The organism is Rhizobacter sp. Root1221 (genome assembly GCF_001425785.1).
Classification (GTDB): Bacteria; Pseudomonadota; Gammaproteobacteria; order Burkholderiales; family Burkholderiaceae_C; genus Rhizobacter.
In genome coordinates, this window is sequence record NZ_LMDI01000007.1 from 111,643 (window position 1) to 133,307 (window position 21,665).

Genomic DNA, 21,665 nt, shown 5'->3' on the forward strand with positions numbered 1-21,665 from the left:
GGTCGCTACCGCGCGTCCGGCTCGTCGGCTTCCCCGTCCTCGTCGTCGTCATCGAGGGCGATGTCCGCCAGGCCCGCTTCGTCGACACCGGCCGCACCGTTGAGTTCTTCGATGCGGTCGGGCCGGATGTCCGCGCCTTCGTCGATGTCATCGCCGAAGGCGGCGCCCCGTTCGCCGGTGCCGGAGGCGTCGGTGTCGCTGCCGAGTTCAGCGGGCATCGCACCCGCGTCGTCCGGGTCGCTGGCGGTGTGGGCACGTTCACCTTGCACGTCGCTGCCGCTGTCCGAGCTGTCGCTCGGTCCGAGCGCGTCGGTGTCGCGGCCTCGGGCCTGGGTGGGGGCCTTCTGGCCTCCGAGAATGCTGCTTTGGGCCATGGAAAACTCCTGGTGTCACGCCACCGGTGGCAACGCCGCCGGCACGGAATCTTCGTGCGGGAGCATCGACAACACCGCGGGTGCGGTTTCGGGGGCATCGGCCAGGCGGCCGTGCGACAGGTCGGCCATCACGGAGTCGAGCCAGGCCGATTCGGTGTCGGTGGCATACGCCCGCTCCTCGCCGGTAGAGCGCCGGCGCACGATCAGCAGGCCGCCGGCGAGCTTGAACAGGTTGGCGAGCGGCGACGTGTGATCGGCCTCGATGTCGAAATCCCGCGGATCATGCCCGGAAGCACTGAGCGCACGGCGCAACTGCTGGGTCTTGTCGAGGAACGTAGCGCGTTTCGTTTCGAACGGCATGGCGGCTTCTCCTGACGGCGATGCAATGCCTGATCGTCGCAAACACCGCGGCCCGTGCCTGTAGGACACCACCCGTTCGGCAGGTCGGGCGGTGCGCAGACCGGGGATGCCCGGCACCACCACCACCGCCGTTGCTGCACGAGGCCCAGAAAAAAGGCCCCGCCGTCATGGACGGCGGGGCCTCGACAACAGGCAACGTGTGGTCAGACGCTCAGAAGCGGTAGCCCACGAACAGCGCCGTGGTGAGCGGGTCCAGCGTGAGGTCCTTCGACTGGCCCGTCGACAGCGTGGCGCGGGTCTTCAGGAACGTCTTGAGCACCGTGGCGTCCACGAACCAGCGCTCGCTGAACGTGTAGGACGCACCCACCTGGATCGTGGCCGCCAGCTTCGAATCGATCTTCAGCGTGGTGGGGTTCGAGGGCGAGCCCCCGCTCAGCGCGGTCAGCGAGGCAGTGCCCTTTTCCTTGAAGAACTTGGCGTAGGTAAGGCCGGCACCGACGTACGGGCGGAACAGCGACTGCGCCTCCAGGAAGCGGTACTGCGCCAACAGGGTCATGGGCAGCACCTTCGTTTCGGCGATCTTGCCCACCCCGGCGATGGCGCCGTCGCCAACGATGTCGTGCTTGAAGGGCAGCGCCAGCGGAACATCGATCGAGATGTTGTCGGAGTACATGTAGGTGATGCCACCCCCCACCTGCGTGTCGGCCTCGACATCCGACTTCGTGTTCGGGAACGACGGCGCGCTGAGGGCTCCGCTCTTGACCTGGGGAGTGATGCGCGCGACACCGCCGCGCACCAGCAGCGAACCGGCCGACTGCGCGCTGGCCGCGCCGGAGGCAAGGAGGCCGGCCACACAAGCGGCGGCGGCGAGGCACTTGACGTTGTTGTTCATGTGTTCTGTTCTTTCAAGCGTCAGTTACAGCCAGCCCTTGGAGGCCAGGCTCCGGGCGATCAGCTGGGAGACCAGTTGGTGGGCGTACGGCGTCGGGTGGAAACCATCCGAGAACGCGTAGCTGCGCCACCAGTTCGGGTCGGTCACGCCGGTGGGCGGTGCGGCCGACAGTGCAGCGGCGGTGCAGGTGGCGAACGTGTAGGTCGGCAGGCCATCCGAGCCCACGCCGGTGGCCGGGCAGGCCGGGGTCGTCACGTTCGTCAGGCTGTACTGCGACGGGTTGGCGATGTTGTCTTCGAACGAGGTGTAGAAGTCGACCACGGCCACCTTGCTGTTGCCGGCGAAGCGGGCGGCGAGGCGGCTGTTGTAGGCCGAGATCCAGCCCTTGAACAACGCTTCGGCCTGCGCCCGGGCCGCCACACCATTGGCGCCGTTGGCGGCCGCGATGGCGTTCAGCACGGTCTGGAAGCGCGGCGTGTGCGTGATGGGCGGCATGTTGAGCACGGCCACGTACTGGGCGCCCTTTTGCACCACGTTCGCGTCGATTGCGTCCGAGAACTGGTTGGCCAGCGCGGTCATGTAGAGGCCGCCCAGGTTGGCGAGGCCGGCCGCGCCGGTGGCCATCTGGGTGTCGACCACCGTGGCGTCGAGCACCGTCTTGAGCAGCCCGCCGTAGGTGGCGCCGCTGTCCGAGGCGGCCCTCAGGTAGGCGCCCACGAGGTCGGCTGCGTCGTTGCCGCCGCCGTCGATCAGCACCAGTTCACGGGCACCGAAGTTGGTGGTGGCCGACGCGTCCTTCAGCTGCTGGATCACCGACAACGGCGAGGCCGGGTTGCTGAAGTTGTTGATGCGGCCGCCGCCGATCGCGTAGTTCGTGCAGCCTGCGGCCGGGTTCGGCACGAACGTCGTGGCGCCCGTGGCCACGTAGTAGTTGCAGGGCTTCGTGACACCAAAGCTCTCGGCCACCCGCTGCGGGTACATGACACCGCCCTGCACGGTGGCGATCACGCCGCCGAAGGTGCCGACGTCGGCCAGGCTGTCGCCCATGACCTTGACCGACGTGATCTCGACCTGGGTCTCCGTGTCGCTCCCGCCGCCGCCACAGGCGGTGACGAGGGCCGCCGCCAGTGCGATGGCGCCCAGCGCGCCGACCTTGCGATTCCATTGATGCATGCAGAACTCCAGTGTCTTCGCCGCGACGGGGGCGAGATTTCAATAAGAACGAACGTTCGTTTCCAACAGCCGCGGATGCTACTCTCGTGGCCGAAATTGACACATATGGAAACCCCGGATTCCGCACCACAGAATCCGCGTGTCCGGTGGGAGACACCAGACCCGCCAGGCTGCCGCCCAGCTGGCACGGAGGCGCTCAGCACTCGATGATGTTCACCGCCAAGCCGCCCCGCGCCGTTTCCTTGTACTTGGTCATCATGTCGGCGCCGGTCTCGCGCATGGTCTTGATGACCTGGTCGAGGCTCACGTGGTGGACGCCGTCGCCGTGCAGCGCCATGCGCGCGGCGTTGATGGCCTTGACCGACGCCACCGCGTTGCGCTCGATGCACGGGATCTGCACCAGCCCACCCACGGGGTCGCAGGTGAGGCCCAGGTGGTGTTCCATGCCGATCTCCGCGGCGTTCTCGACCTGGGCCGGCGAGCCGCCCATCACCGCGCACAGCGCGCCGGCCGCCATCGAGCAGGCCACGCCCACCTCGCCCTGGCAGCCCACCTCGGCGCCGGAAATGGACGCGTTTTCCTTGTAGAGGATGCCGATGGCCGCGGCGGTGAGCAGGAAGTCGACCACCCCGGCGTCGGTGGCGCCTTTGACGAAGTTCACGTAGTAGTGCAACACGGCCGGCACGATGCCGGCCGCGCCATTGGTGGGCGCCGTGACCACCCTGCCCCCGGCCGCGTTTTCCTCGTTCACGGCCAGCGCGTACAGGTTCACCCAGTCCATCACGACCAGCGGATCTTCGGCCGGCGACGGTGCGGTGCGCAACGCCACGGCGAGCCCGGCGGCACGCCGCCGCACCTTGAACCCGCCCGGCAGGATGCCTTCGGTGCGGCACCCGCGCTCGACACACGCCTGCATCACCCCCCAGATCTTGAGCAGGCCCGCCTCGGTGGCCTCGTCGGACCGCCAGTGGCGCTCGTTGCGCCGCATGACCTGGGCGATGCTGCACTGGTGCTGCGTGGTCAGGGCCAGCAGGTCGGCCCCGCTGTGGAACGGCAGGGGCAGCACGGTGGTGTCGGGTGCGATGGCCTTCTGGCGCGTGCCGTCGATCGCCACCTCTTCGCTGACCACGAAGCCGCCGCCCACCGAGTAGTAGGTGCGGGCCTCGACCACCGCATCCGCGGCGTCGAAGGCGGTGAAGGTCATGCCGTTGGTGTGGAACGGCAGCACCGCCTTGCGGTGGAAGATCAGGTGAGCCCGTTCGTCGAACGGCACCGGGGCACCGCCCGCCACGGGCAGCATGCCCTGCGTCCGGATGACCGCCAGCAATGCGGGGATGGCCTCGACGTCGACCGTCTCGGGATCGTGCCCGGACAGGCCGAGCAACACCGCCTTGTCGCTGCCGTGCCCCTTGCCGGTGGCGCCCAGCGAACCATACAGCGCCACCTGCAGGCGGGCCACGTGGGCACGGCGCGGGTGGGACGACAGCGCGTGCGCGAACATCCGCGCCGCGCGCATGGGGCCCACCGTGTGCGAGCTGGATGGCCCGATGCCGATCTTGAAGAGGTCGAAGACACTGACGGCCATGGGGAACGCGCCCGCGGACAAGGAGGAATCATCCTAGCCCGGCGGCTGCAGGCCCACAAGCACGGGGCCTTCGCCCCGCGTGGTTCAGCTGCCCTTCTTCGGGCGGCCCGGCTTCAGCGGCACCAGCGTTTCCAGTGCGGCGCGCAGCCGGGCATCGTTCAACGCGCTCAATGCCTGCAGGCCGGCGCGCAGCAGCTCGCTCTTCTTGGCCGGGCGGCCGAAGGCGATGGCACGGGCCTTGAGCTGGCCGATCAGGTCGAAGTCGGCCTGGGGCAGCGTGAAGCTGTCGCGCACCAGCTTCTGCTTCACCTTCACCGGTGCCTCGACCACCACCGGCACGTCGGCCTTCACGGCCTTGCCGTTGGACTTGGCTGCCGCGGGTTTGGCTGCCGGCTTCGCTGCCGGTACGGCCTTGCGTTTGGCGGCAGCGGGGGTTGCGGCGGTAGTTGCGGCGGTAGTTGCGGCGGCAGTGCGGGAGGTGGCTGCGGGCATCGGGGAAAACTCCGTCAAATTGGTATAAACGATTTATACGATATAAACCAATTGGCGACAAGTGCGGCTGGCCGATTTTCAACGCGGCTGTCACACACGGCGGCGAGACTCGGCAGGATGCCTGCGCCGCGTTGCCTACCCGTTGTCGTGTGTGCCACGCATCCGCCAGCGGGCGCGCCACAGCGCGGCCAGTTCGATCGCGCCCCACACCCAGTCGCGCAACCGGCGGGGGCTGGGCGATCGCGGATTCGCGGCACGTGGTGCTGCCTCCATGGCGTTTTCCCGAGTGGACCTGCCCCCACGCTAGTGCCACCGTGTGACAGAACGATGGCAGCGCCCACCGCGTCCGGCCGCCCATGACCTCACAGCAGCCACCCCAACTGGCCGAACTGCAGGACCTCCTCGACGGGGCGCCCCGCGAGGCGGAGGTGTCGACGGTGTGCCAGGTGGATGCGGCCGGGCGCACGTTCCCCGTGTATGCACTCGCCCTCGGCAACCGTTCACCGGACGTGCCCGCGGTAGGCTTCTTCGGCGGTGTCCACGGCCTCGAGCGCATCGGTGCCGACGTGGTGATCGGTTACCTGCGCAACATCCTCAACCGCCTGCCCTGGGACAACCTGCTCGCGATGCAGCTCGCGCGCATGCGGATGGTGTTCATGCCCATCGTGAACCCCGGGGGCCTGTGGCTCGGCACCCGGGCCAACCCGCACGGCGTGGACCTGATGCGCAACGCCCCCGTGGACTCGGCCGATGCCCCACCCGCGTTGCTGGGCGGCCAGCGAATCAGTGCGCGGCTGCCGTGGTACCGCGGCGTGTTGGGCGCCTCGATGGAGGCCGAGAGCCTGGCCGTGTGCCGGGTGGTCGAGGCGGAGCTGCTGCCCCATGTGTTCAGCCTGAGCGTCGACTGCCACTCCGGCTTCGGCGTGCGCGACCGCATCTGGTTTCCCTACGCCCACACGGCGCAGCCGGTGACCCATCTCGCGGAACTGCATGCCTTCTCGCAGGTGCTCGACCGCGGGCACCCGCACCACCGCTACGTGTTCGAGCCGCAGAGCCACCAGTACCTCGCCCACGGCGACCTCTGGGACCACCTCTACGCGCTCGCCTGCACGCGCGGCGACGGTGTGTTCCTGCCGCTCACGCTCGAGATGGGCTCGTGGTTGTGGGTGCGCAAGAACCCGCGCCAGTTCCTGTCGCGGCACGGGTTCTTCAACCCGCTCATCCAGCACCGGCAGGAGCGCGTGCTGCGCCGCCACCTGGGCGGCCTCGACTTCATGGCCCGGGCCGCCTGGAGCCACGACCGGTGGCTGCCGGCTGGCGCGGCGCGTGCCAGTCACCGGGAGTTGGCCCTCGACCGCTGGTACCGGGGGGCCCGGTGAACGCGTGGATCCTGCTGCGCGGCCTGACCCGCGAGGCGCGGCATTGGGGGGCGTTCCCCGAGGTGCTGGCGGCGCGCTGCCCGCACGTGCCGATCGTTGCAATCGACCTGCCCGGCAACGGCACGCTGAACAACGAACCCAGCCCGCCCGACGTGGCGACGATGGCTGCCGCTTGCCGCGCCCGGGCGCGGGCGCTCGGCCTGGCACCGCCGTTCGGTGTGGTGGCGATGTCGCTCGGGGCCATGGTCACGGCCCAGTGGGCCCACGACGCGCCGGGGGAGTTGGCTGCCGCCGTGCTGATCAACACGAGCCTGAGGCCCCATTCCCCATTCCACCACCGGTTGCAGGCGGCGGCGTGGCCCGGGCTCCTGCGGGTGGCGCTGAGCCGCGATGCCCGTCGACGTGAGCAGGCGGTGTGGTACCTGACGAGCCGTCGGCCCGAGGCGGACCGGGACGCCACGGTGGCGGCGTGGTCCGCCATCCACCGGGACCGGCCGGTGGCCACCATCAACGGGCTGCGCCAGTTGTGGGCCGCCGCCCGGTACCGCGCGCCGGCCCACGCGCCGGAGGTGCCGATGCTGATGCTGTGCGGCGCCGGCGACCGCCTCGTGAACCCCAACTGTTCCGCCGCCATCGCCCGCGCGTGGCACGCCACCCTGCGCACCCACCCGTGGTCCGGCCATGACCTGCCCCTCGACGACCCGGCGTGGGTGGCCGAGGCCGTGCTTGCCTGGTGCGACCAGCAACTAAGCGACAGTCGCCCCTGACCTCGGCAGGGTCGTGCCGTCGATGCCGTTTACCCAGGGCGACACTCGGCCGATGGATCCCCACACCCCTCCCCTCGATCCGCTGCCTCATGTGTCGCTGGCCTTCGACGACCTGCAGCGCCTGCTGCTCGACGCCCATGCCGGTGTTGTCATGGGCCTCGACCTGGATGGCCGGCTGCGCTGGCTCAACGCGGCGGGCCAGGCCCGGCTCGGGTATGCCGCCCGCGAGCTCGATGGCGTGGACCTGGCGGGCACCCTGCTCACCCAGGACGAACTCGACCGGCACGCGGCCGCACTGTTCGAAGAACTCGGAGAACCCGTGCCCGCGAACGCCGCGGTGCTGGGCGTGCGCCTCCTGCGCGGCCTGCCTCCGAAGGACTCGGCCTGGATGCTGCGCCACAAGGACGGTTCACCGCAGCCCACCCGCCTGGCGATGGGCGCGTTGCGCAACGACCGCGATGAGGTGGTGGGGTTCGTTGCGGTGGAACCTGCCTCGCCCCACGACGCACCGCTGCGCTTCGCCCACCACGACAACCTCACCGGGCTGCCGAACCGCGCGGTGCTGGCCGACCGGGCCGAGATGGCCCTGCAGCGGGCCACGCGGCAAGGCACCGTGCTCGCGCTGCTGCTGGTCGAGCTCGTGGGCTTCGACGCCTTGTGTGCGGAACGTGGCCGCAGCGTCGGCGACGACCTGCTGCGTGCCACCGCCAGCCGCCTGCACTTCGAACTGCGCAGGACCGACACCGCCGTCCGGCTGGAAGGCGGCCAGTTTGCCGCGCTGCTCGTGGACCTGAACCACGCCGACGAAGCCATGGCGGTGGCGGGCAAGGTGCGGCACGCGTTGTCGGCCAAGGTCAACGTGGGCGTGGCGATCCTCCCGCTCGACGTCCGCGTGGGCCTCGCGTGGTTCCCGGAACACGGCGACCAGCTGCTGCCGCTGCTGGAGGCGGCCGAGGCGGCACTCGGCACGCTTGGCCCGGATGGCGACGGATTGGCCGCGGCGGCGGCCGGCTGACCGCCCTGGTTCTTCCTGTCGAGCGGATCACGGCGGAAGGCGTGGTGGACTCCGTCGTGACGCCAGCCGGCGAATGGCGCCTACGACGCGGCAACGGCCTCCTTGACGAAGTCCGCGTACTTGCGCAGGGGACGCCCGAGGATGGCCTGCAGGCGATCCGCTGCGCCGTCCGCACCGTGCATGCCGAACTTCTGGATCCCGGCCATCATCAGGCGCATGTCGTAGGCAAGCCAGGACGGCGCCGACCCGGCCATCTGCCGTTCGAAGGCCACCACGTCATTCCCGCCGTAGGTCACTTCGCGGCCGAGCGCGGCATGCCAGGTCCTGGCCGCCGACTCCCCGGTCAACAGCTCGGGCCCGACCAGCTCCAGTGTCACGCGCGGTGATGGTGCGAGCGCGCGGTCGCGGCGCAGCAGTTCGGCGACGGCGACGTCCGCGATGTCCCGCGCATCGATCATCGCGACGCCTGCCGAGCCGATCGGCATCGGGTAAACGCCGTAGCCCTGGATCACCTGCTGGACCATGCGCTCGTTCTGCATGAAGTAGGCGGGCCGAAGAATGGTCGCCGGCATGTCGAGGCTCTCGATCATTCGCTCGACCGTGTGCTTGCCGGTGAAGTGCGGCACGTTGGTGAACTTGTCCGCGTGCATGACCGACAGGTAGACGACGCGCTCGATGCCAGCCTCGCGCGCCAGGTTCAGCGTGACGAGGGCTTGCGTCACTTCGTCGGGCGTGACGGCATTCAACAGGAACAGCGTGCGCACCGACGACAGTGCCGCGCGCAATGAGGGCACGTCGGTCAGGTCGCCAACGACCTCTTTGGCGCCCGCCGGAAAGCGTTGCTTTCCGGGTGTGCGAACGAACGCGCTGACTTTGGCGCCGGCGCCTGCCAGGCCTTGGACGACAAGGGAACCGATGGTGCCGGTGGCACCTGTGACGAGAATGCTCATGGAAATCTCCAGGGGTGGTGGTGGGGATGGATCAGCGCGAAAAGTCTGCGACGACTTTGCCGATGCGAGGGCCGGTGCGATTGCGTTCGATGGCCGCGGGGATGCCGTCGAAGCCCACGACTTCGCTGAGCTTCGAGATCAGCGTGCCTTTGGCGATCTCCGCCGCCAGGCGTTCCAGCAGGGCCGCGTCCGGTTTGTTCGTGAACCACAGTCCGCGGCGGCCGGGGGGCGTGCGTGCAAGGATGTCGGGCGAGGACGTGCCGACGATCGCGCCGTGCTTCGTCAGCACCTGCCACGAGCGATCGAGCACGTCGCCGCCGACGTAGTCGACCACCAGGTCGATGTCCCGCGCGATCTCCTCGAAGCGTTGGGTCCGGTAGTCGATGACGTGGTCAGCGCCCAGGCTGCGCACGTACTCGAGGTGCGCGGTGGCCGCCGTTGCAAAGACCTCGGCACCTGCACGCCTGGCGTACTGCACGGCATAGCCGCCCAGCCCCCCTGCTGCACCGTGGATCAGGATTCGCTGCCCTGCGGTGATCGGACCCGCGTGGTGCAAGCTGTGCCAGGCGGCTACGGCCGCCACGGGAACGCCGGCCGCATGGACGTCGTCCAAGCCTGGCGGCGTGAGCACCAGGTTCGTTTCGTCAACCGTCACGAAATCGGCATAGGCGCCCAGCCGGCCAAGCGGCCCCATGACGCGATCGCCTGCGCGAAAGCGCGAGGCGCCGGGGCCGACCGCCGCCACGGCACCCGCCATTTCAATACCCAGCACGGCGGGCAGCTGAAGCGGGAAGGCGTCCCGGACGTAGCCTTCACGAACTTTCCAATCGATGCCGTTCACGCCGGCTGCGCGAACGCGGACGAGAACCTGCCCCGGTCCGGCTGCGGGCCTTGCGATATCGGCGACCTCGGCGGCGGCAGCGCCGCCATAGGCGCGGATCAGGACAGCGCGTTGAGTGGCGCTCATTTTCAGTTTCCTCGTATCGAAGTAGCGATGACGAGAAGATAGGTCGTTGCAAAGACAAAACGAAGACGCCAAAATGAAGACATACTGTTTCAAATTCGGAACACCATGGACATGAACGCATTGGCCGACCTCGCGCTCGTCGCAACGAATGGCGGCCTGGGAAAGGCAAGCCGTGCGAGCGGGAAATCGAAGGCGACCCTGTCCCGGCGCATCGCGGACCTGGAAGAGCAACTCGGCGTGCGACTCATCGAGCGCAGCGCCCGCGGGCTCAAGCTCACGGAAGCCGGCCAGGTGCTGATGGAGCGCACCGAAGGGCCCATGCACGAGGTCATTGAAGCCATGACCGCCGCTCGCGAGGGCTTGTCGGCACCGCGCGGACGCTTGCGTGTCGCTTCTCCGGTGCTGTTCTCCCAGCTTGCGATGGGTCGCATCTCCGCCGGGTTCTGCGCGGCTTACCCGGACGTCACATGCGAGGTGGTGGCAGAGGATCGCCTGGTCGACCTCGTGGAGGAGCAGTTCGACGCCGCGATCCGTATCAATCCAGGTCCGGACAGCAGCCTCGTGGGCCGGTGCTTCGCCAAGGACAGGCTCGTGGTCGTGGCTGCACCCTCCGTGCCTGTGCCAACCCCAGGCAAGGTCAGCCCCGTTCCCGGCATCGTTTCCACAACCTTCCAACCCACGAACTGGACGCTCGACGACGGGCGCCTGGTCCTGGAGCCGATCCCGAGGCTGAGACTCTCCTCATTCCTGATGATTCGCGACGCTGCGGTCGCCGGCGCCGGCGCTGCCCTGATACCGCAGTCCATCGCGTGGAACCAACTGACCCGCGGAGAGCTGGTTCAGTGGGGCACGGTTTCGGGTGTGGAGGTCGCGCTCTGGGTCTTGCATACATCGCGACGACTTCCTGCGCCGAAGGTTCGGGCCTTTGTCGACTTCATGTGCGCGCAATATCCGGATGCGTCCCTCGTACTGAACGGCTGAAGGACCTCAGGGATCGGGGTAGAGCTTCTTCAGCTTCACGAGCACCGCGTTGGTCCACCCGAAGCCGCACTGCGTGGGGTACTCGCCCCCGCCCCCCGGCTTGTCGTCCATCACGTCGTACTTCTCGAGCAGGCGTCCGGTGTCGCGGTGCACGCGCTGGATGCAGCCGATCCAGCGTGTGCCGATCTCGCGCGCGAGCGTGTCGTGTCCGTACCGCCGCAGCCCGTCCACCGCCATCCACTGCAGCGGGGCCCAGCCGTTGGGCACGTCCCACTGCTGGCCGGAGCACACGGTGGTGGTGACGATGCCGTTGCGCATCAGCAGCTGCGACGCCACCGCGTCGGCCACCCGCGCCGCCTCGTCGTGCGACGCCTGGCCCAGGAACAGCGGCACCACGGTGGCCGCCGACAACTGCGTGCGCGGCACCCCGCGCAACCAGTGGTAGTCGACGTGGTGGCCGCGGGTGTTGTCCCACAGGTAGGTGCGCAGGGCCTCGCGGCGCGCATCGGCACGCGCCCGGTAGAGGGCCTCGCCCGCCGTGTCGCCCGCCTGCGCGCAACCGGTGGCGATGGCCTCCTCCAGGCCCAGCAGCAGGCTGTTCAGGTCGACGGGCAGGATGGCCGTGGTCTCGATGGATGACAGCCGGTCCGGGTCGGCACACCAGCGGCTGCTGAAGTCCCACCCGCTTTCGGCGGCGGCGCGCAGGTCGCGGTACACGTCGCCGTACGGCCGGTCGCTGTCGCGCGCGGTGTGCACGTCTTCCCGGTACGACTCGTCGCGCGGTTCGTCGCGGTCGTCCCAGAACCGGTTCAGCAAGTGGCCATCGGGCAGGCGCACCACACGCGACACCGCGGTGCCGGGGTCCAGCAGGTGTTCCCCCGCCATCCAGTAGCCGTGTTCGGCCTTCAGCTGCGGCAGGAAGCGTGCGTACGCAGGCGTCCCACCGGCCGCGACACACTCGATCATCTTGAAGAAAAACGGCGGTTGCGAGCGGCTGAGGTAGTAGGTGCGGTTGCCATTCGGCACGTGCCCGTGGCGGTCGATCAGGTGGGCGAAGTTGAGCACCATGCCCTCGGCCAGCGCGGCGTGGCCGGACTCCACGAGGCCCAGCATCGTGAAATACGAGTCCCAGTAGTACACCTCGCTGAACCGCCCGCCGGGCACCACGTACGGGTGCGGCAGCGGCAGCAGCGTGTCGGTCTCGCGCAACACGGCATCGGCCACCGGCTGGCGCGTGAGCTGCGGCCACAGCGTGGCCACGTGGTGCATGGCGTCGTCGTACGGCACGGCCGAGTCGTGCGAGCCGGCCTGCCACGGCAGGTCGAAGTGCCGGCGCACGAACTCGGCCAGCGCGGTGCCGGTCAACGGCCCCTCGGCCTCGTACAGCGCGCGGATCACCGCGGGCGACTGCCTCGCCACCGCATCGACGAACACCTTGCCGTCGCCGAACACGTCTTCCATCTGCACGTCCGTGAACAGCCGGCCGTACTTCTCGACCAGCGACAGCACCACCGCGGGGCGGGTCTCGGGGGCACCGTGTCTCATGCTGCCACCCGCAAGGCGGGCCCGTCGAGGCGGGTCACCGCCTGGCCGTCGGGGAGGAACACGTGCACGTGTTCGGGCGGAAACGAAAACGGCACGGCACTGCCCACGCGCAACGAGGCATCGAGTGTCTTGGCCATGAACGCCTCCGTGCCGTCGCCCGCGTGCAGGTACGCGTAGCTGTGTTCACCCAGGTGCTCCAGGTGGGTGACCACGGCGTTGCGGTCGCCCTGCCCCAGCACCACGTGTTCCGGGCGGATGCCGATGGTCACGTCGCCGCCCACCGGCAAGGCCTGCCGCACCGCGGCGGCCTGCACCCGCGCGGACACCGATGCACCCAACACCAACGCCTGCAACCCGCGGTCGGTCACCTGGGTGATGGTGCCCGGCAGGAAGTTCATTGCCGGTGACCCGATGAAACCGGCCACGAACCGGTTCGCCGGCCGGTGATACAGCTCGAGCGGGTGGCCCACCTGGGCGATGCTGGGCAGGCCCTGCCGTTCGGCGTCGGGCCGCAGCAGCACGATCTTGTGCGCGAGGGTCATCGCCTCGACCTGGTCGTGGGTGACGTACACCATGCTCGCCGAGCCCAGGTCGCGGTGCAGGCGCGCGATCTCCACGCGGGTCTTCACCCTGAGCGAGGCATCGAGGTTCGACAGCGGTTCGTCGAACAGGAACACCTTCGGCTGGCGCACGATGGCGCGGCCGATGGCCACCCGCTGCCGCTGCCCGCCCGACATGTCGCGCGGCTTGCGCTGCAGCAGCTCGTCCAGGCGCAGGATGCGCGAGGCCTCGGCCACCCGGCGGTCGATCTCGCCCGCTGGCAGCTTCAGGTGCCGCAGGCCGAAGGCCATGTTCTCGAACGCCGTCATGTGGGGGTACAGCGCGTAGCTCTGGAACACCATCGCGACGTTGCGTTTCGCGGGCGGCAGGTCATCGACCCGCCGCCCGTCGATCTCGATCTCGCCGCTGCTCGCGTCGTCGAGCCCGGCGATCAGCCGCAGCAGCGTGGACTTGCCGCAGCCCGACGGGCCGATGAACACGCAGAACTCGCCCGGCTCGACGGTAAGGGTGATGTCCTTCAGGACATGGGTGGTGCCAAAGTGCTTGTTGACATCCCGCAACTGGATCTTGGACATGGAATTGTTCCTTCAGCCCTTGACGGCGCCGGCAGTGAGCCCCGACACGATGCGGCGCTGGAAATAGACAACGAGGACCACGAGCGGCAGCGTCACGATGACCGACGCCGCCATGATCGACCCCCACGGCAGTTCGAAGCCCGAGGCCCCCGAGATCAGCGTGATGGCGACGGGCACGGTGCGTTGCCCGGTGGACAGCGTGAACGTGAGCGCGAACAGGAACTCGTTCCACGACGCGATGAACGCCAGCAGCCCGGTGGCCACCAACGCCGGCCACAGCAGTGGCAGGAAGATGCGGAAGATCACCGTGAACACGCCCAGCCCGTCCATGGCCGCGGCCTCCTCCAGCTCCTTTGGCAGCTGCTTCATGAACGTGACGAGCACCCACACGGTGAACGGCAGCGTGATGACGAGGTGCGAGATCCACAGCGCGCCCAGGTGGTCGTACAGCCCGAGGAAACGCACCAGCTCGTACATGCCCGACAGCACCGCCACCTGCGGGAACATCGACACGGCGAGGATCGTCATCAGCAGCAGCCCGCGGCCTCGAAACGCCACGCGCCCGAGCGACCAGGCCGCGAGCAGGCTGAGCCCGAGCGACAGCGCCACGGTGCCGGCCGCCACCACCGCCGAGTTCATCAGGTTGAGCCCGAACGGCTGGTCGCGGAACAGCGCGCGGTAGTTGTCGAGCGTGGCCGCGTTCGGCCACAGATCGGGCACGAACAGCGCCGAGCCCTGCTTGAACGACGTGGAGATGGCGTACAGGAACGGGAACAGCGACACCACCATGAACACCAGCGACAGCGTGGCGTGGGTGACCCGCACCGCGGCGGATGGTTTCATGACGAGGCTCCGTTGGCACCGGACCGGGTCACCGCGAGGTACACCCCGGTGGTGATCGCGATCACGAGGAACAGCAGGGTGGCCGCGGCCGAGCCGTAGCCCACCTGCTGGAAGTCGATCAGCTGCTCGCGCACGTAGAGCGACATGCTCTTGGAACTGCGGCTGTTGGACGTCATGACGTAGATCAGGTCGAACACACGCAGCGCGTCGAGCAGGCGGAAGATCATCGCCACGGCCACGCCGGGCATGATCAGCGGCAGCGTGACGCTGCGAAACACCCGCCAGGCCGGCACCCCGTCCACGTTGGCGGCCTCGTAGCAGTCCGGCGGCACCAGCTGCAATGCGGCCAGGATCAGCAGCGCCATGAATGGCGTGGTCTTCCACACATCCACCATCACCACCGTGAGCAGCGACAAGTCGGGGTCGGCCGTGAACGCGAGCGGTGCGGAGAGGGCCCCGAGCGCCAGGAGGTAGTGGTTCACCACACCGAACTGGTCATGCAACATCCAGCTCCACATGCGGGCCGATACCACCGTGGGGATGGCCCACGGCACGAGCAGCGTGGCGCGCAGCAGGGTGCGCAGGCGCGACGGATGGTTCAGCAGCAGCGCCACCCCGAGCCCGAGCGCCGTCTCCAGCGTCACCGACAGCACCGCGAACTGCAGCGTGTTGCCCACCGCGTTCCACCACTCGCGGTCCATCAGCACACCGTACTCGCCCACGTAGTTGTCGAGGCCGATGAACCGCCAGGCCGACAGGTCGGACAGGTTGGCGTCGGTGAAGCTGAACCAGATGGTGCGCCCGAGCGGCCAGCCGGCCACCATGGCCAGCACCACGAGCATGGGCGCGAGCAGCCACCACGCCGTGCGCACACGCTGGCGCGACAGCGGCGCGGTGCCCCCGCGCGACGTGGCCGGCGGTGGCGTGGCCGTCTCGGCCGCGGACATCACTCCCACTTGCCACCCCGGCCCAGGCGGTTGAGCGTGGTGTCCAGGCGCTTGAGGGCGTCAGGCGCCTTGGCCCGGCCCGACAGCACGTCGTGCGCGGCGTTCCAGAACTCGTTGCTGACCTGGTTGTAGCGCGACGCCGTCACCGTGGCCGGACGGCCCACCGCGCTGGTGAACGTGCCGTACAGCTCACCCATGAACGGGTTGGCGGCCACGATGTCGGGGTCCTTGTACAGGGCGCCGATGGTGGGGTTGTACGAGGCCTTCAGCGCGCGCTCCTTCTGCACGGCGGCGCTGGTCATGTACAGCACCAGGTCGGCCGCAAGCGCTGCGTTCCTGGAATACTTCGACACCGCCAGCAGTTCGCCGCCCAGGGTGGCCGCGTGGCGCCCATCGGGCCCGCCCTTGGGCAACACGGCCACGCCGATCTTGCCCTTGACGGGGCTGTCGGCCCCCTGCCCCAGCGACCAGGCGTAGGGCCAGTTGCGCATGTAGACGGCGTTGCCGGCCTGGAACACCCCGCGGGCCTCTTCCTCGCCGTAGTTGAGCACGGCCTTCGGCGAGATCGTGCCCACCCAGGCGGCAGCGGTCTGCAGCGCCTTCACGGCCGCCGGGTTGTTGATGGTGACCTTGCCGGACGGGTCGACGATGGAGCCGCCACCGAAGCTCGCGACCCACTCGAACGCGTCGCAGGTGAGGCCTTCGTACGCGCGGCCCTGCCACACGTAGCCCCACATCTTGTCGTTGCCCGCCTGGCGCTCGGCCGCCTGGATCCTGGTGGCCGACGCGGTGAGGTCGTCCCACGTGACGGGCACCTTCTGGCCATGTTTCTCGAGCAGGTCCTTGCGGTAGAACAGCAGGCCGGCGTTCGTGAACCAAGGCATCGCCACGAGTTTGCCGCGCACCGTGTTGTTGGCGATCATGCTCTCGAAGTGGTTCTTCTCGGCGCCCTTCGCGTACGGTGTCAGGTCCACCAGGTGGTTCGCCAGCAGGCCGGGCCAAACCACGTCGATCTGGAACACGTCGATCTTGTCCGAGCCGGCGCTGAGCACCTGCTGGTACAGCGCGAGCCGTTCGCTGCCATCGTTGGGCGTGGAGACCACCTCCACCTGGTTGCCGGTCTTGCCAGCCCAGGCCTCCGCCGCGGACTTGCACAACGCAAGCTCCTGGCCGAGGCCGCTGCACGAGACCTTCAGGGTGGCCGCCTGCGCGGCGCCGGCGAACAACAGCGCGGCCGCGAGGCCGATCGAATTCAAGCGTGTCATGGGGTCTCCTTTGGCAGATGTCTTCATTGGCAAACGTCGTGCCGGACGGCGAAAGCTTTTCGCCTCGCCAAGCACCGGATCCGCATCAGACGCCACGCCGGTGAACCGGCGATTTCAAGCATTGCCCGGTCGCGCGCCGCGGATGAAACAAATGAAATGATGGTCCGCCCGGCGCTCACGCCCTCGGGAAATCCCCGACGGCAAACCGTTCGGCCAACCACGGCCGCAGCACATTCTTCCCGAATGGCTTCTGGAGAAAGGGCCAGGGCCATTCGGCCCCTTCCTCGTCCAGCATTTCGACGGTCAGGCCCGACATCAGCGTCACGTGCAGCCCCGGCCATCGGGCCTGCACCGCCCGGCCGAAGCGAATGCCGTCGAGCCCCGGCCCCAGCCGGACGTCCGACAGCACCGCGTCGGGAAGCGGCCCCGACTGGAGCCGCACCAGCGCCGCTTCGGCCGACTCGGCCATCACCACATCGGCGCCGGCAGCACCGAGCAGTTCGCCCACGGTGTGGCGGAAGGCTTCGTCGTCATCCACCAGCAGCACGCTGGGACGGAACGCCGGTTCGCCGCGGCCGGCGGGCGCAGCCAGTGGCAGCGCCCGCCGCACTTCGGCCGCATCCGCGAGCACGGGAAACCCGAGCGTGACCCGGGTGCCCGCCCCCTCCTCGCTGTCAATGGCGATGCGCCCGCCCGACTGCTTCACGAAACCGTAGACGATGGACAGCCCGAGCCCGCTCCCGTCCTTCGGCGTCTTGGTGCTGAAAAACGGCTCGAACACACGCGGCAGCAGGTGCGCCGGGATGCCGCTGCCCGAGTCACCGACTTCGATCTCCACCCCGTCAGGCACCCTGTGCGTGGTGACCGTGAGGCGCCCGCCATGGGGCATGGCCGCGGCGCTGTTGATGACGAGGTTCAGCACGGCGTTTTCGAGCTGGCCGCGGTCCACGTGCACCTGCGTCGCGCCACCGCCCAGCGTGAACGCGGTGGACACCTGCGGCCCCGCGCTGTACTCGATGAGGTCGCTCATCTCTTCCAGCATCTCGTCCACCGGCACCCGTTCGGCCTGCAGCACCTGGCGGCTCGCGAACGCGAGCAGCCGCCGGGTGAGTGCGGCCGCGCGGCCGGTGGCACGCAACGCACGCTGCAGGCGCACGTCGTGTTCGCCCACCAGGCCGGCCCCCTCGTCGATCAGCATCAGCGTGCCGAGGATGGTGCCGAGGTGGTTGTTGAAGTCGTGGGCCACACCCCCCGTCAGCTGCCCCAGCAGTTCGAGGCGTTGCGCGTGCTGGGCCTGCGTCTGGATGGCGCGGCGGGCGGTGACGTCGGTGATGAGGTACACGTGGCCGCCGTCGGGCATCGCGCGGCTGCGCAGGTCATAGACCGGCGAGCCCGGCACCTGCAGCTCCACGTGGTCGTACACCGAGAAGTCGATGACCGCGCGGCCGTTCAGCCCACGCACGCCGGTGTGCCCGGGTGCCACCCAGGTGGTGCCCGCCGGGAAGCCCGCGTGCAGCTCCTGCTGGCTCATGCCGGCATGGATGGTCTCCGGCCCGCCGATCATCGCCGGCAGCTGCGGGTTCCACAGCGTGAGGCGGCCGCGTTCGTCGAACACCGCCAGCGCATCGGTCATGCTGCCGTGCACCGCATCGAGCCGTTCGCGCTGCACCTTCAGGTCGAGCAAGGCGGCCCGGAACACCGCGAACGTGCGGGCCAGTGCACCCAGTTCGTCGCGCCGCGCCACGGCCGGGGTGGCCGGGGTGGTGTCGCCCTGCGCGAGACGCGACATCGTGCCGGTGACCTTCTCGAGCTGCCCCACGAACCGCCACACGTATCGCGCCGCGCCAGCGGCGATGGCCAGTGACACGAGGGCCAGCAGCAGCATGCCCGTTTCACCGAACCGCAGCGCGCTGCGCACGCTTTGGCCCCGGTTCGCGGCCGTCTCGCGCAGCGTGGCCACGTGGCGGGCCACCTCCTCGCTCAGCTGGTCGGCGTTCGTGCGGGTGGACGCGATGAGGTACGCGGTGCGGTTGTCGAGTTCGGTCAGCTGTCGGCGCAGGGTCAGCAGGCTCTCGGGCCCGGTCGCGACCTCTTCGAGGCCCGGCCCCGGCAGCCCCACCGCATTGCGGCGGCGCGCGGCCAGCAGCAGGGCCTCCACGTCCGCCTCCAGTTCACCGAGCTGGGCGTTCGACGTGGTGGTGGCGCCGAGCACCAGGCTCGACCACAGCGCGAGGATGGCCGGGTCCGTGGCCACCGCCCCGGTGGACGCGGCCCGCAGGTGGGCCCCCACCTGGTCCAGCTCGGACACCCGCCGCTGCATCGCCGCCTGCAGCGCCTGCCGCTGCTGCGTCAGCGCCACGAGCAGCGGCAGTTCCTGCCCCACCCCTTCGACAAGGCGGCCCACGGCGGCCTGCACGTCGCCGGCCGGGCGAAGCCCCGAGGACAGGCGCCGCACCTCGCCCAGCAACGTGTCGACCACGCCGGTGCGCAGCCGCAGCGTCTCGGGCGTGCGGGCGTCCGCCAGGTGGGGTGCGATGGCCGCGAGCTGCGCGGTGCGCTCCGCCAGTTCCAGCGCGTGGGCGATGCCGGGCAGCACGTCTTCCTCGACACCGGCCAGCGCACGCTGCGTGCTGCGCATCCCGTACCAGCCCACCACGCTCAGCGACAGCGCCGCGAGGAACAGCAGCAGGAACGCCGCGATCAGCCGCGTGCGCACGCGGTGCGGCGACCAGGGCACGAGCCACCGCATTGCCCGCGCGGACAAGCCGGTCATGTCAGCCCGGCGTGACCTTGGCGGCGAAGACGTAACCCAGCCCGCGCTCGGTGCAGATGTACTGCGGGTGTTTCGGGTTCGGTTCGATCTTGCGGCGCAGACGAAGGATCAGCACGTCGATCGTGCGGTCGAACACCTCGGCCTCGAGGCTGCGGGTCTGTTCGATCAGCTGGTCGCGCGTCCACACGCGATGAGGTTGTTTCATCAGCGCCTCGAGCAGGCGAAACTCGCCCTGGGTCAACTCGCACGGGATGCCCCGTTGGTCCACCAGCTCACGCGCGCCAAGCCGCAACTCCCACGTGCCGAAACGCAGCACCGGGCCGGCCGCGGGGGGTGGTGGCGGAGGCGGCGGGGAGGACGGCTCGGCCGCGGCCGACTCCACCAGCACCCGTGTGCGCCGCAGCACCGCCCGCACGCGGGCCAGCAGCTCGCGCGGGATGAACGGCTTGGTGATGAAATCGTCGGCCGCCAGTTCGAGCAACAGGATGCGGTCGAGGTCGTCGCTGGCGCCGCTCACCATCACGATGGGCAACGACGACGTGCGCCGGAGTTCCCGGGCGATGGACATGCCATCCTCGGACTGCAGGCGCAGGTCGAGCAGCACCAGGTCGCACGGCCCGCGGGCCAGCGCGTCGCGCATGCGGGCCCCGTTGGGCACGCCCTCGGCGTCGAAACCGCCACCGCGGAGCAGCTCGCACATCGTGGAGAGCTGGTCCGGGTCATCGTCCACGACGAGGATGTGTTGCCGAAGGGGGTCCATGGCGGGAGTCGGGAAAGGAGGCCAACAAGGTTGGAAACGGTGCCAGTTTAGGCGCGGCGGATGGCCCGGCCGCGCCACCGCCGGCCTCGTGTTTACCCTTGACGCACCGGGCTCACCACCACACCTCCACCTGGGCACCGTAGCTCGTGCCCTTCGTCGCGTTGTCGCCGATGCCGGTCACGCCGCCGGTGCCGGCGGCCGCGTTGGCCGCGTCGTTCCACTTGGCCGTGGTGACATACAGCCGCAACTCGGGCCGGTTCCAGAAGCCGGGACCGGTGCTCAGCGTGGGCGCCAGCGTGAACTTCGCGAGCTTCTGCGTGGCACCGCCATCGGCCTTGCGCTGCGAGTACCCTGCCTCGCTCACCAGCTTGAAGTGGCGTGTCAGCGCATACGACACGCGGCCACCCACCGTCCCCGAGTCCACCTTCACACCAGCCTCGTCCCGGTCGGTCTGGAACATCACCTGCGCCTGGCCACCGAACCCGCCCTGCTGCCACACGATGCTGTCGATCAGGCGCGTGCTGCGCACGCCGGACGTGGCGGTGGGCGTGCCGAAGTTCCCGTTGAGCCCCGCGGAACCGCGGGCGTGCTGCAGCCACACCTGGTTCGTCAGGTCGGTGCCGAACAGCCTGGCCTGCTCGTGCACGGCCGAAAAGCCGAGCCCGTTGCGCCCACCCGCACCGTCGTCACCGTCGCTTCGCACGAATGTTCCCAGCAGCCGCAGGGTGCCACCCGGATTCACCGGCAGGTCGGCATAGTCCACGTTGAACCGTGTGCCGTGGCGGGTACCGGGCCGCACCGGCGGGGTCAGCGGGTCGTTGTCGTCGTCCACCAGCACGGGGTTGGCCAGGTCGCCGCCGTCGTTTCGGAACCAGCCCAGCGCGAGGTGGCCCGGGCCCACCCGGATGTCCGACGCGCCCGCGCCCACGCCGCTCAGGTCGATGTAGTGGGTGTCCACGATGTGCACGTCGGCACGGCGGTAGAACCGCTTGCCGGCCCAGAACTTCACGTCGGGCGCCACGTCGAACCCCTTGCCCTCGACGAACATCTGCTGCATCTCGAGCTTCGAGCTGCCCGAGTCGGTGCCGCCGTTGTAGAGCTTGGGCATCACGTTGATCGCGTAGTCGACCGTGTCGGCCTTCATCTTCGTCGAGAACAGGAACTCGCCGTAGAAGTCGCACTCGTTGCCGAGGCGGTACTTGAGGCCAGCCCCACTGAGGCCGTAGCAGGCGCGGGAGGCGTCCTTCTTGGTGGCACCGGGGCCGGCCCGGAAGTAGCCGCCCGACTCCAGGGTCTGGCGCTGGGCAAACGCCCAGAGGGGCACGAGCAGGGTGGCGGCCGCGGTGGCCAGCCGCAATGGGCTGTTGGACATCATCTCATCTCCGTCGCTGTGAAATGCCGGCCCGGCGGGGCGCCAGGCCTGGAGGCGGCGCCACTCTAGGGCGGGGTCCCCGCAACGAG

The 21,665-nt window shown here is 69.3% G+C and carries 20 protein-coding genes; 4 read left to right on the forward strand and 16 right to left on the reverse strand.

Going from position 1 to position 21,665, the window contains the following annotated elements; all coding sequences use genetic code 11:
- Window positions 1-5 precede the first annotated feature (5 nt).
- The 6 genes from ASC87_RS07055 to ASC87_RS07080 all read right to left on the reverse strand — a co-directional run bounded on the left by ASC87_RS07055 (window position 6) and on the right by ASC87_RS07080 (window position 4,876).
- The gene (locus tag ASC87_RS07055; RefSeq protein ID WP_056658769.1) at window positions 6-374 is read right to left on the reverse strand and encodes a hypothetical protein; all 369 of its coding nucleotides are present in this window, start codon (window positions 372-374) and stop codon (window positions 6-8) included.
- Window positions 375-389: 15 nt separating this feature from the next.
- Complete coding sequence (locus ASC87_RS07060) at window positions 390-734, reverse strand: hypothetical protein (RefSeq protein ID WP_056658773.1); 345 nt, start codon at window positions 732-734, stop codon at window positions 390-392.
- A gap of 211 nt (window positions 735-945) precedes the next feature.
- On the reverse strand, window positions 946-1,626 hold the full coding sequence (locus ASC87_RS07065; RefSeq protein ID WP_056658775.1) for an OmpW family protein: 681 nt from the start codon (window positions 1,624-1,626) through the stop codon (window positions 946-948).
- A gap of 24 nt (window positions 1,627-1,650) precedes the next feature.
- Window positions 1,651-2,799, reverse strand: a complete 1,149-nt coding sequence (locus ASC87_RS07070; protein WP_056658779.1) for an SGNH/GDSL hydrolase family protein — start codon at window positions 2,797-2,799, stop codon at window positions 1,651-1,653.
- Between the two features lie 196 nt (window positions 2,800-2,995).
- Window positions 2,996-4,384 (reverse strand): L-serine ammonia-lyase, encoded by a 1,389-nt coding sequence (locus tag ASC87_RS07075; protein WP_056658782.1) that lies wholly within the window; start codon window positions 4,382-4,384, stop codon window positions 2,996-2,998.
- Window positions 4,385-4,468: 84 nt separating this feature from the next.
- The gene (locus ASC87_RS07080) at window positions 4,469-4,876 is read right to left on the reverse strand and encodes a hypothetical protein (RefSeq protein WP_056658785.1); all 408 of its coding nucleotides are present in this window, start codon (window positions 4,874-4,876) and stop codon (window positions 4,469-4,471) included.
- Between the two features lie 356 nt (window positions 4,877-5,232).
- Between ASC87_RS07080 and ASC87_RS07085 the strand changes: the two genes are divergently transcribed.
- From ASC87_RS07085 to ASC87_RS07095, 3 genes are read left to right on the forward strand one after another with little or no spacing between them, the layout of a single operon-like run.
- Window positions 5,233-6,255: a M14 family zinc carboxypeptidase gene (locus ASC87_RS07085; RefSeq protein ID WP_056658788.1), complete on the forward strand. Its 1,023-nt coding sequence runs from the start codon at window positions 5,233-5,235 to the stop codon at window positions 6,253-6,255.
- Window positions 6,252-7,022, forward strand: a complete 771-nt coding sequence (locus ASC87_RS07090) for an alpha/beta fold hydrolase (RefSeq protein ID WP_056658791.1) — start codon at window positions 6,252-6,254, stop codon at window positions 7,020-7,022. The genes ASC87_RS07085 and ASC87_RS07090 overlap by 4 nt, the downstream gene beginning before the upstream one ends.
- A 52-nt stretch (window positions 7,023-7,074) precedes the next feature.
- A complete protein-coding gene (locus tag ASC87_RS07095) occupies window positions 7,075-8,037 on the forward strand; it encodes a GGDEF domain-containing protein (protein ID WP_162255137.1) in 963 nt (320 codons plus the stop codon).
- Window positions 8,038-8,117: 80 nt separating this feature from the next.
- Here ASC87_RS07095 and ASC87_RS07100 read toward each other — a convergent pair whose 3' ends face one another.
- Window positions 8,118-8,987 (reverse strand): NmrA/HSCARG family protein, encoded by an 870-nt coding sequence (locus ASC87_RS07100; RefSeq protein ID WP_056658797.1) that lies wholly within the window; start codon window positions 8,985-8,987, stop codon window positions 8,118-8,120.
- Between the two features lie 31 nt (window positions 8,988-9,018).
- A complete protein-coding gene (locus tag ASC87_RS07105; protein WP_056658800.1) occupies window positions 9,019-9,954 on the reverse strand; it encodes an NADP-dependent oxidoreductase in 936 nt (311 codons plus the stop codon).
- Window positions 9,955-10,059: 105 nt separating this feature from the next.
- Between ASC87_RS07105 and ASC87_RS07110 the strand changes: the two genes are divergently transcribed.
- Window positions 10,060-10,935 carry a LysR family transcriptional regulator gene (locus ASC87_RS07110; protein WP_056658803.1) on the forward strand — a complete coding sequence of 292 codons (876 nt, stop codon included), beginning with the start codon at window positions 10,060-10,062 and terminating at the stop codon, window positions 10,933-10,935.
- A 6-nt stretch (window positions 10,936-10,941) separates the two neighbouring features.
- On the opposite strand, the gene treF is transcribed toward ASC87_RS07110, so the two are convergent.
- The 8 genes from treF to ASC87_RS07150 form a co-directional block, all read right to left on the reverse strand.
- Entirely contained in the window at window positions 10,942-12,480 is a 1,539-nt protein-coding gene (treF, locus tag ASC87_RS07115) for an alpha,alpha-trehalase TreF (RefSeq protein ID WP_082568455.1), read from the reverse strand.
- Window positions 12,477-13,616, reverse strand: a complete 1,140-nt coding sequence (locus ASC87_RS07120; protein ID WP_056658809.1) for an ABC transporter ATP-binding protein — start codon at window positions 13,614-13,616, stop codon at window positions 12,477-12,479. Before ASC87_RS07120 ends, treF begins: the two co-directional genes overlap by 4 nt.
- 12 nt (window positions 13,617-13,628) lie before the next feature.
- The gene (locus tag ASC87_RS07125) at window positions 13,629-14,459 is read right to left on the reverse strand and encodes a carbohydrate ABC transporter permease (RefSeq protein ID WP_056658811.1); all 831 of its coding nucleotides are present in this window, start codon (window positions 14,457-14,459) and stop codon (window positions 13,629-13,631) included.
- Window positions 14,456-15,406 carry a carbohydrate ABC transporter permease gene (locus tag ASC87_RS07130; RefSeq protein ID WP_056658815.1) on the reverse strand — a complete coding sequence of 317 codons (951 nt, stop codon included), beginning with the start codon at window positions 15,404-15,406 and terminating at the stop codon, window positions 14,456-14,458. The genes ASC87_RS07125 and ASC87_RS07130 overlap by 4 nt, the downstream gene beginning before the upstream one ends.
- The gene (locus tag ASC87_RS07135) at window positions 15,406-16,671 is read right to left on the reverse strand and encodes an ABC transporter substrate-binding protein (protein ID WP_056658818.1); all 1,266 of its coding nucleotides are present in this window, start codon (window positions 16,669-16,671) and stop codon (window positions 15,406-15,408) included. The genes ASC87_RS07130 and ASC87_RS07135 overlap by 1 nt, the downstream gene beginning before the upstream one ends.
- Before the next feature lie 175 nt (window positions 16,672-16,846).
- Window positions 16,847-19,444: an ATP-binding protein gene (locus tag ASC87_RS07140; protein ID WP_157603881.1), complete on the reverse strand. Its 2,598-nt coding sequence runs from the start codon at window positions 19,442-19,444 to the stop codon at window positions 16,847-16,849.
- Between the two features lies 1 nt (window position 19,445).
- Window positions 19,446-20,204, reverse strand: a complete 759-nt coding sequence (locus ASC87_RS07145; RefSeq protein WP_056658822.1) for a winged helix-turn-helix domain-containing protein — start codon at window positions 20,202-20,204, stop codon at window positions 19,446-19,448.
- A gap of 112 nt (window positions 20,205-20,316) precedes the next feature.
- Window positions 20,317-21,579 carry a carbohydrate porin gene (locus ASC87_RS07150; protein WP_056658825.1) on the reverse strand — a complete coding sequence of 421 codons (1,263 nt, stop codon included), beginning with the start codon at window positions 21,577-21,579 and terminating at the stop codon, window positions 20,317-20,319.
- Window positions 21,580-21,665: the final 86 nt, after the last annotated feature.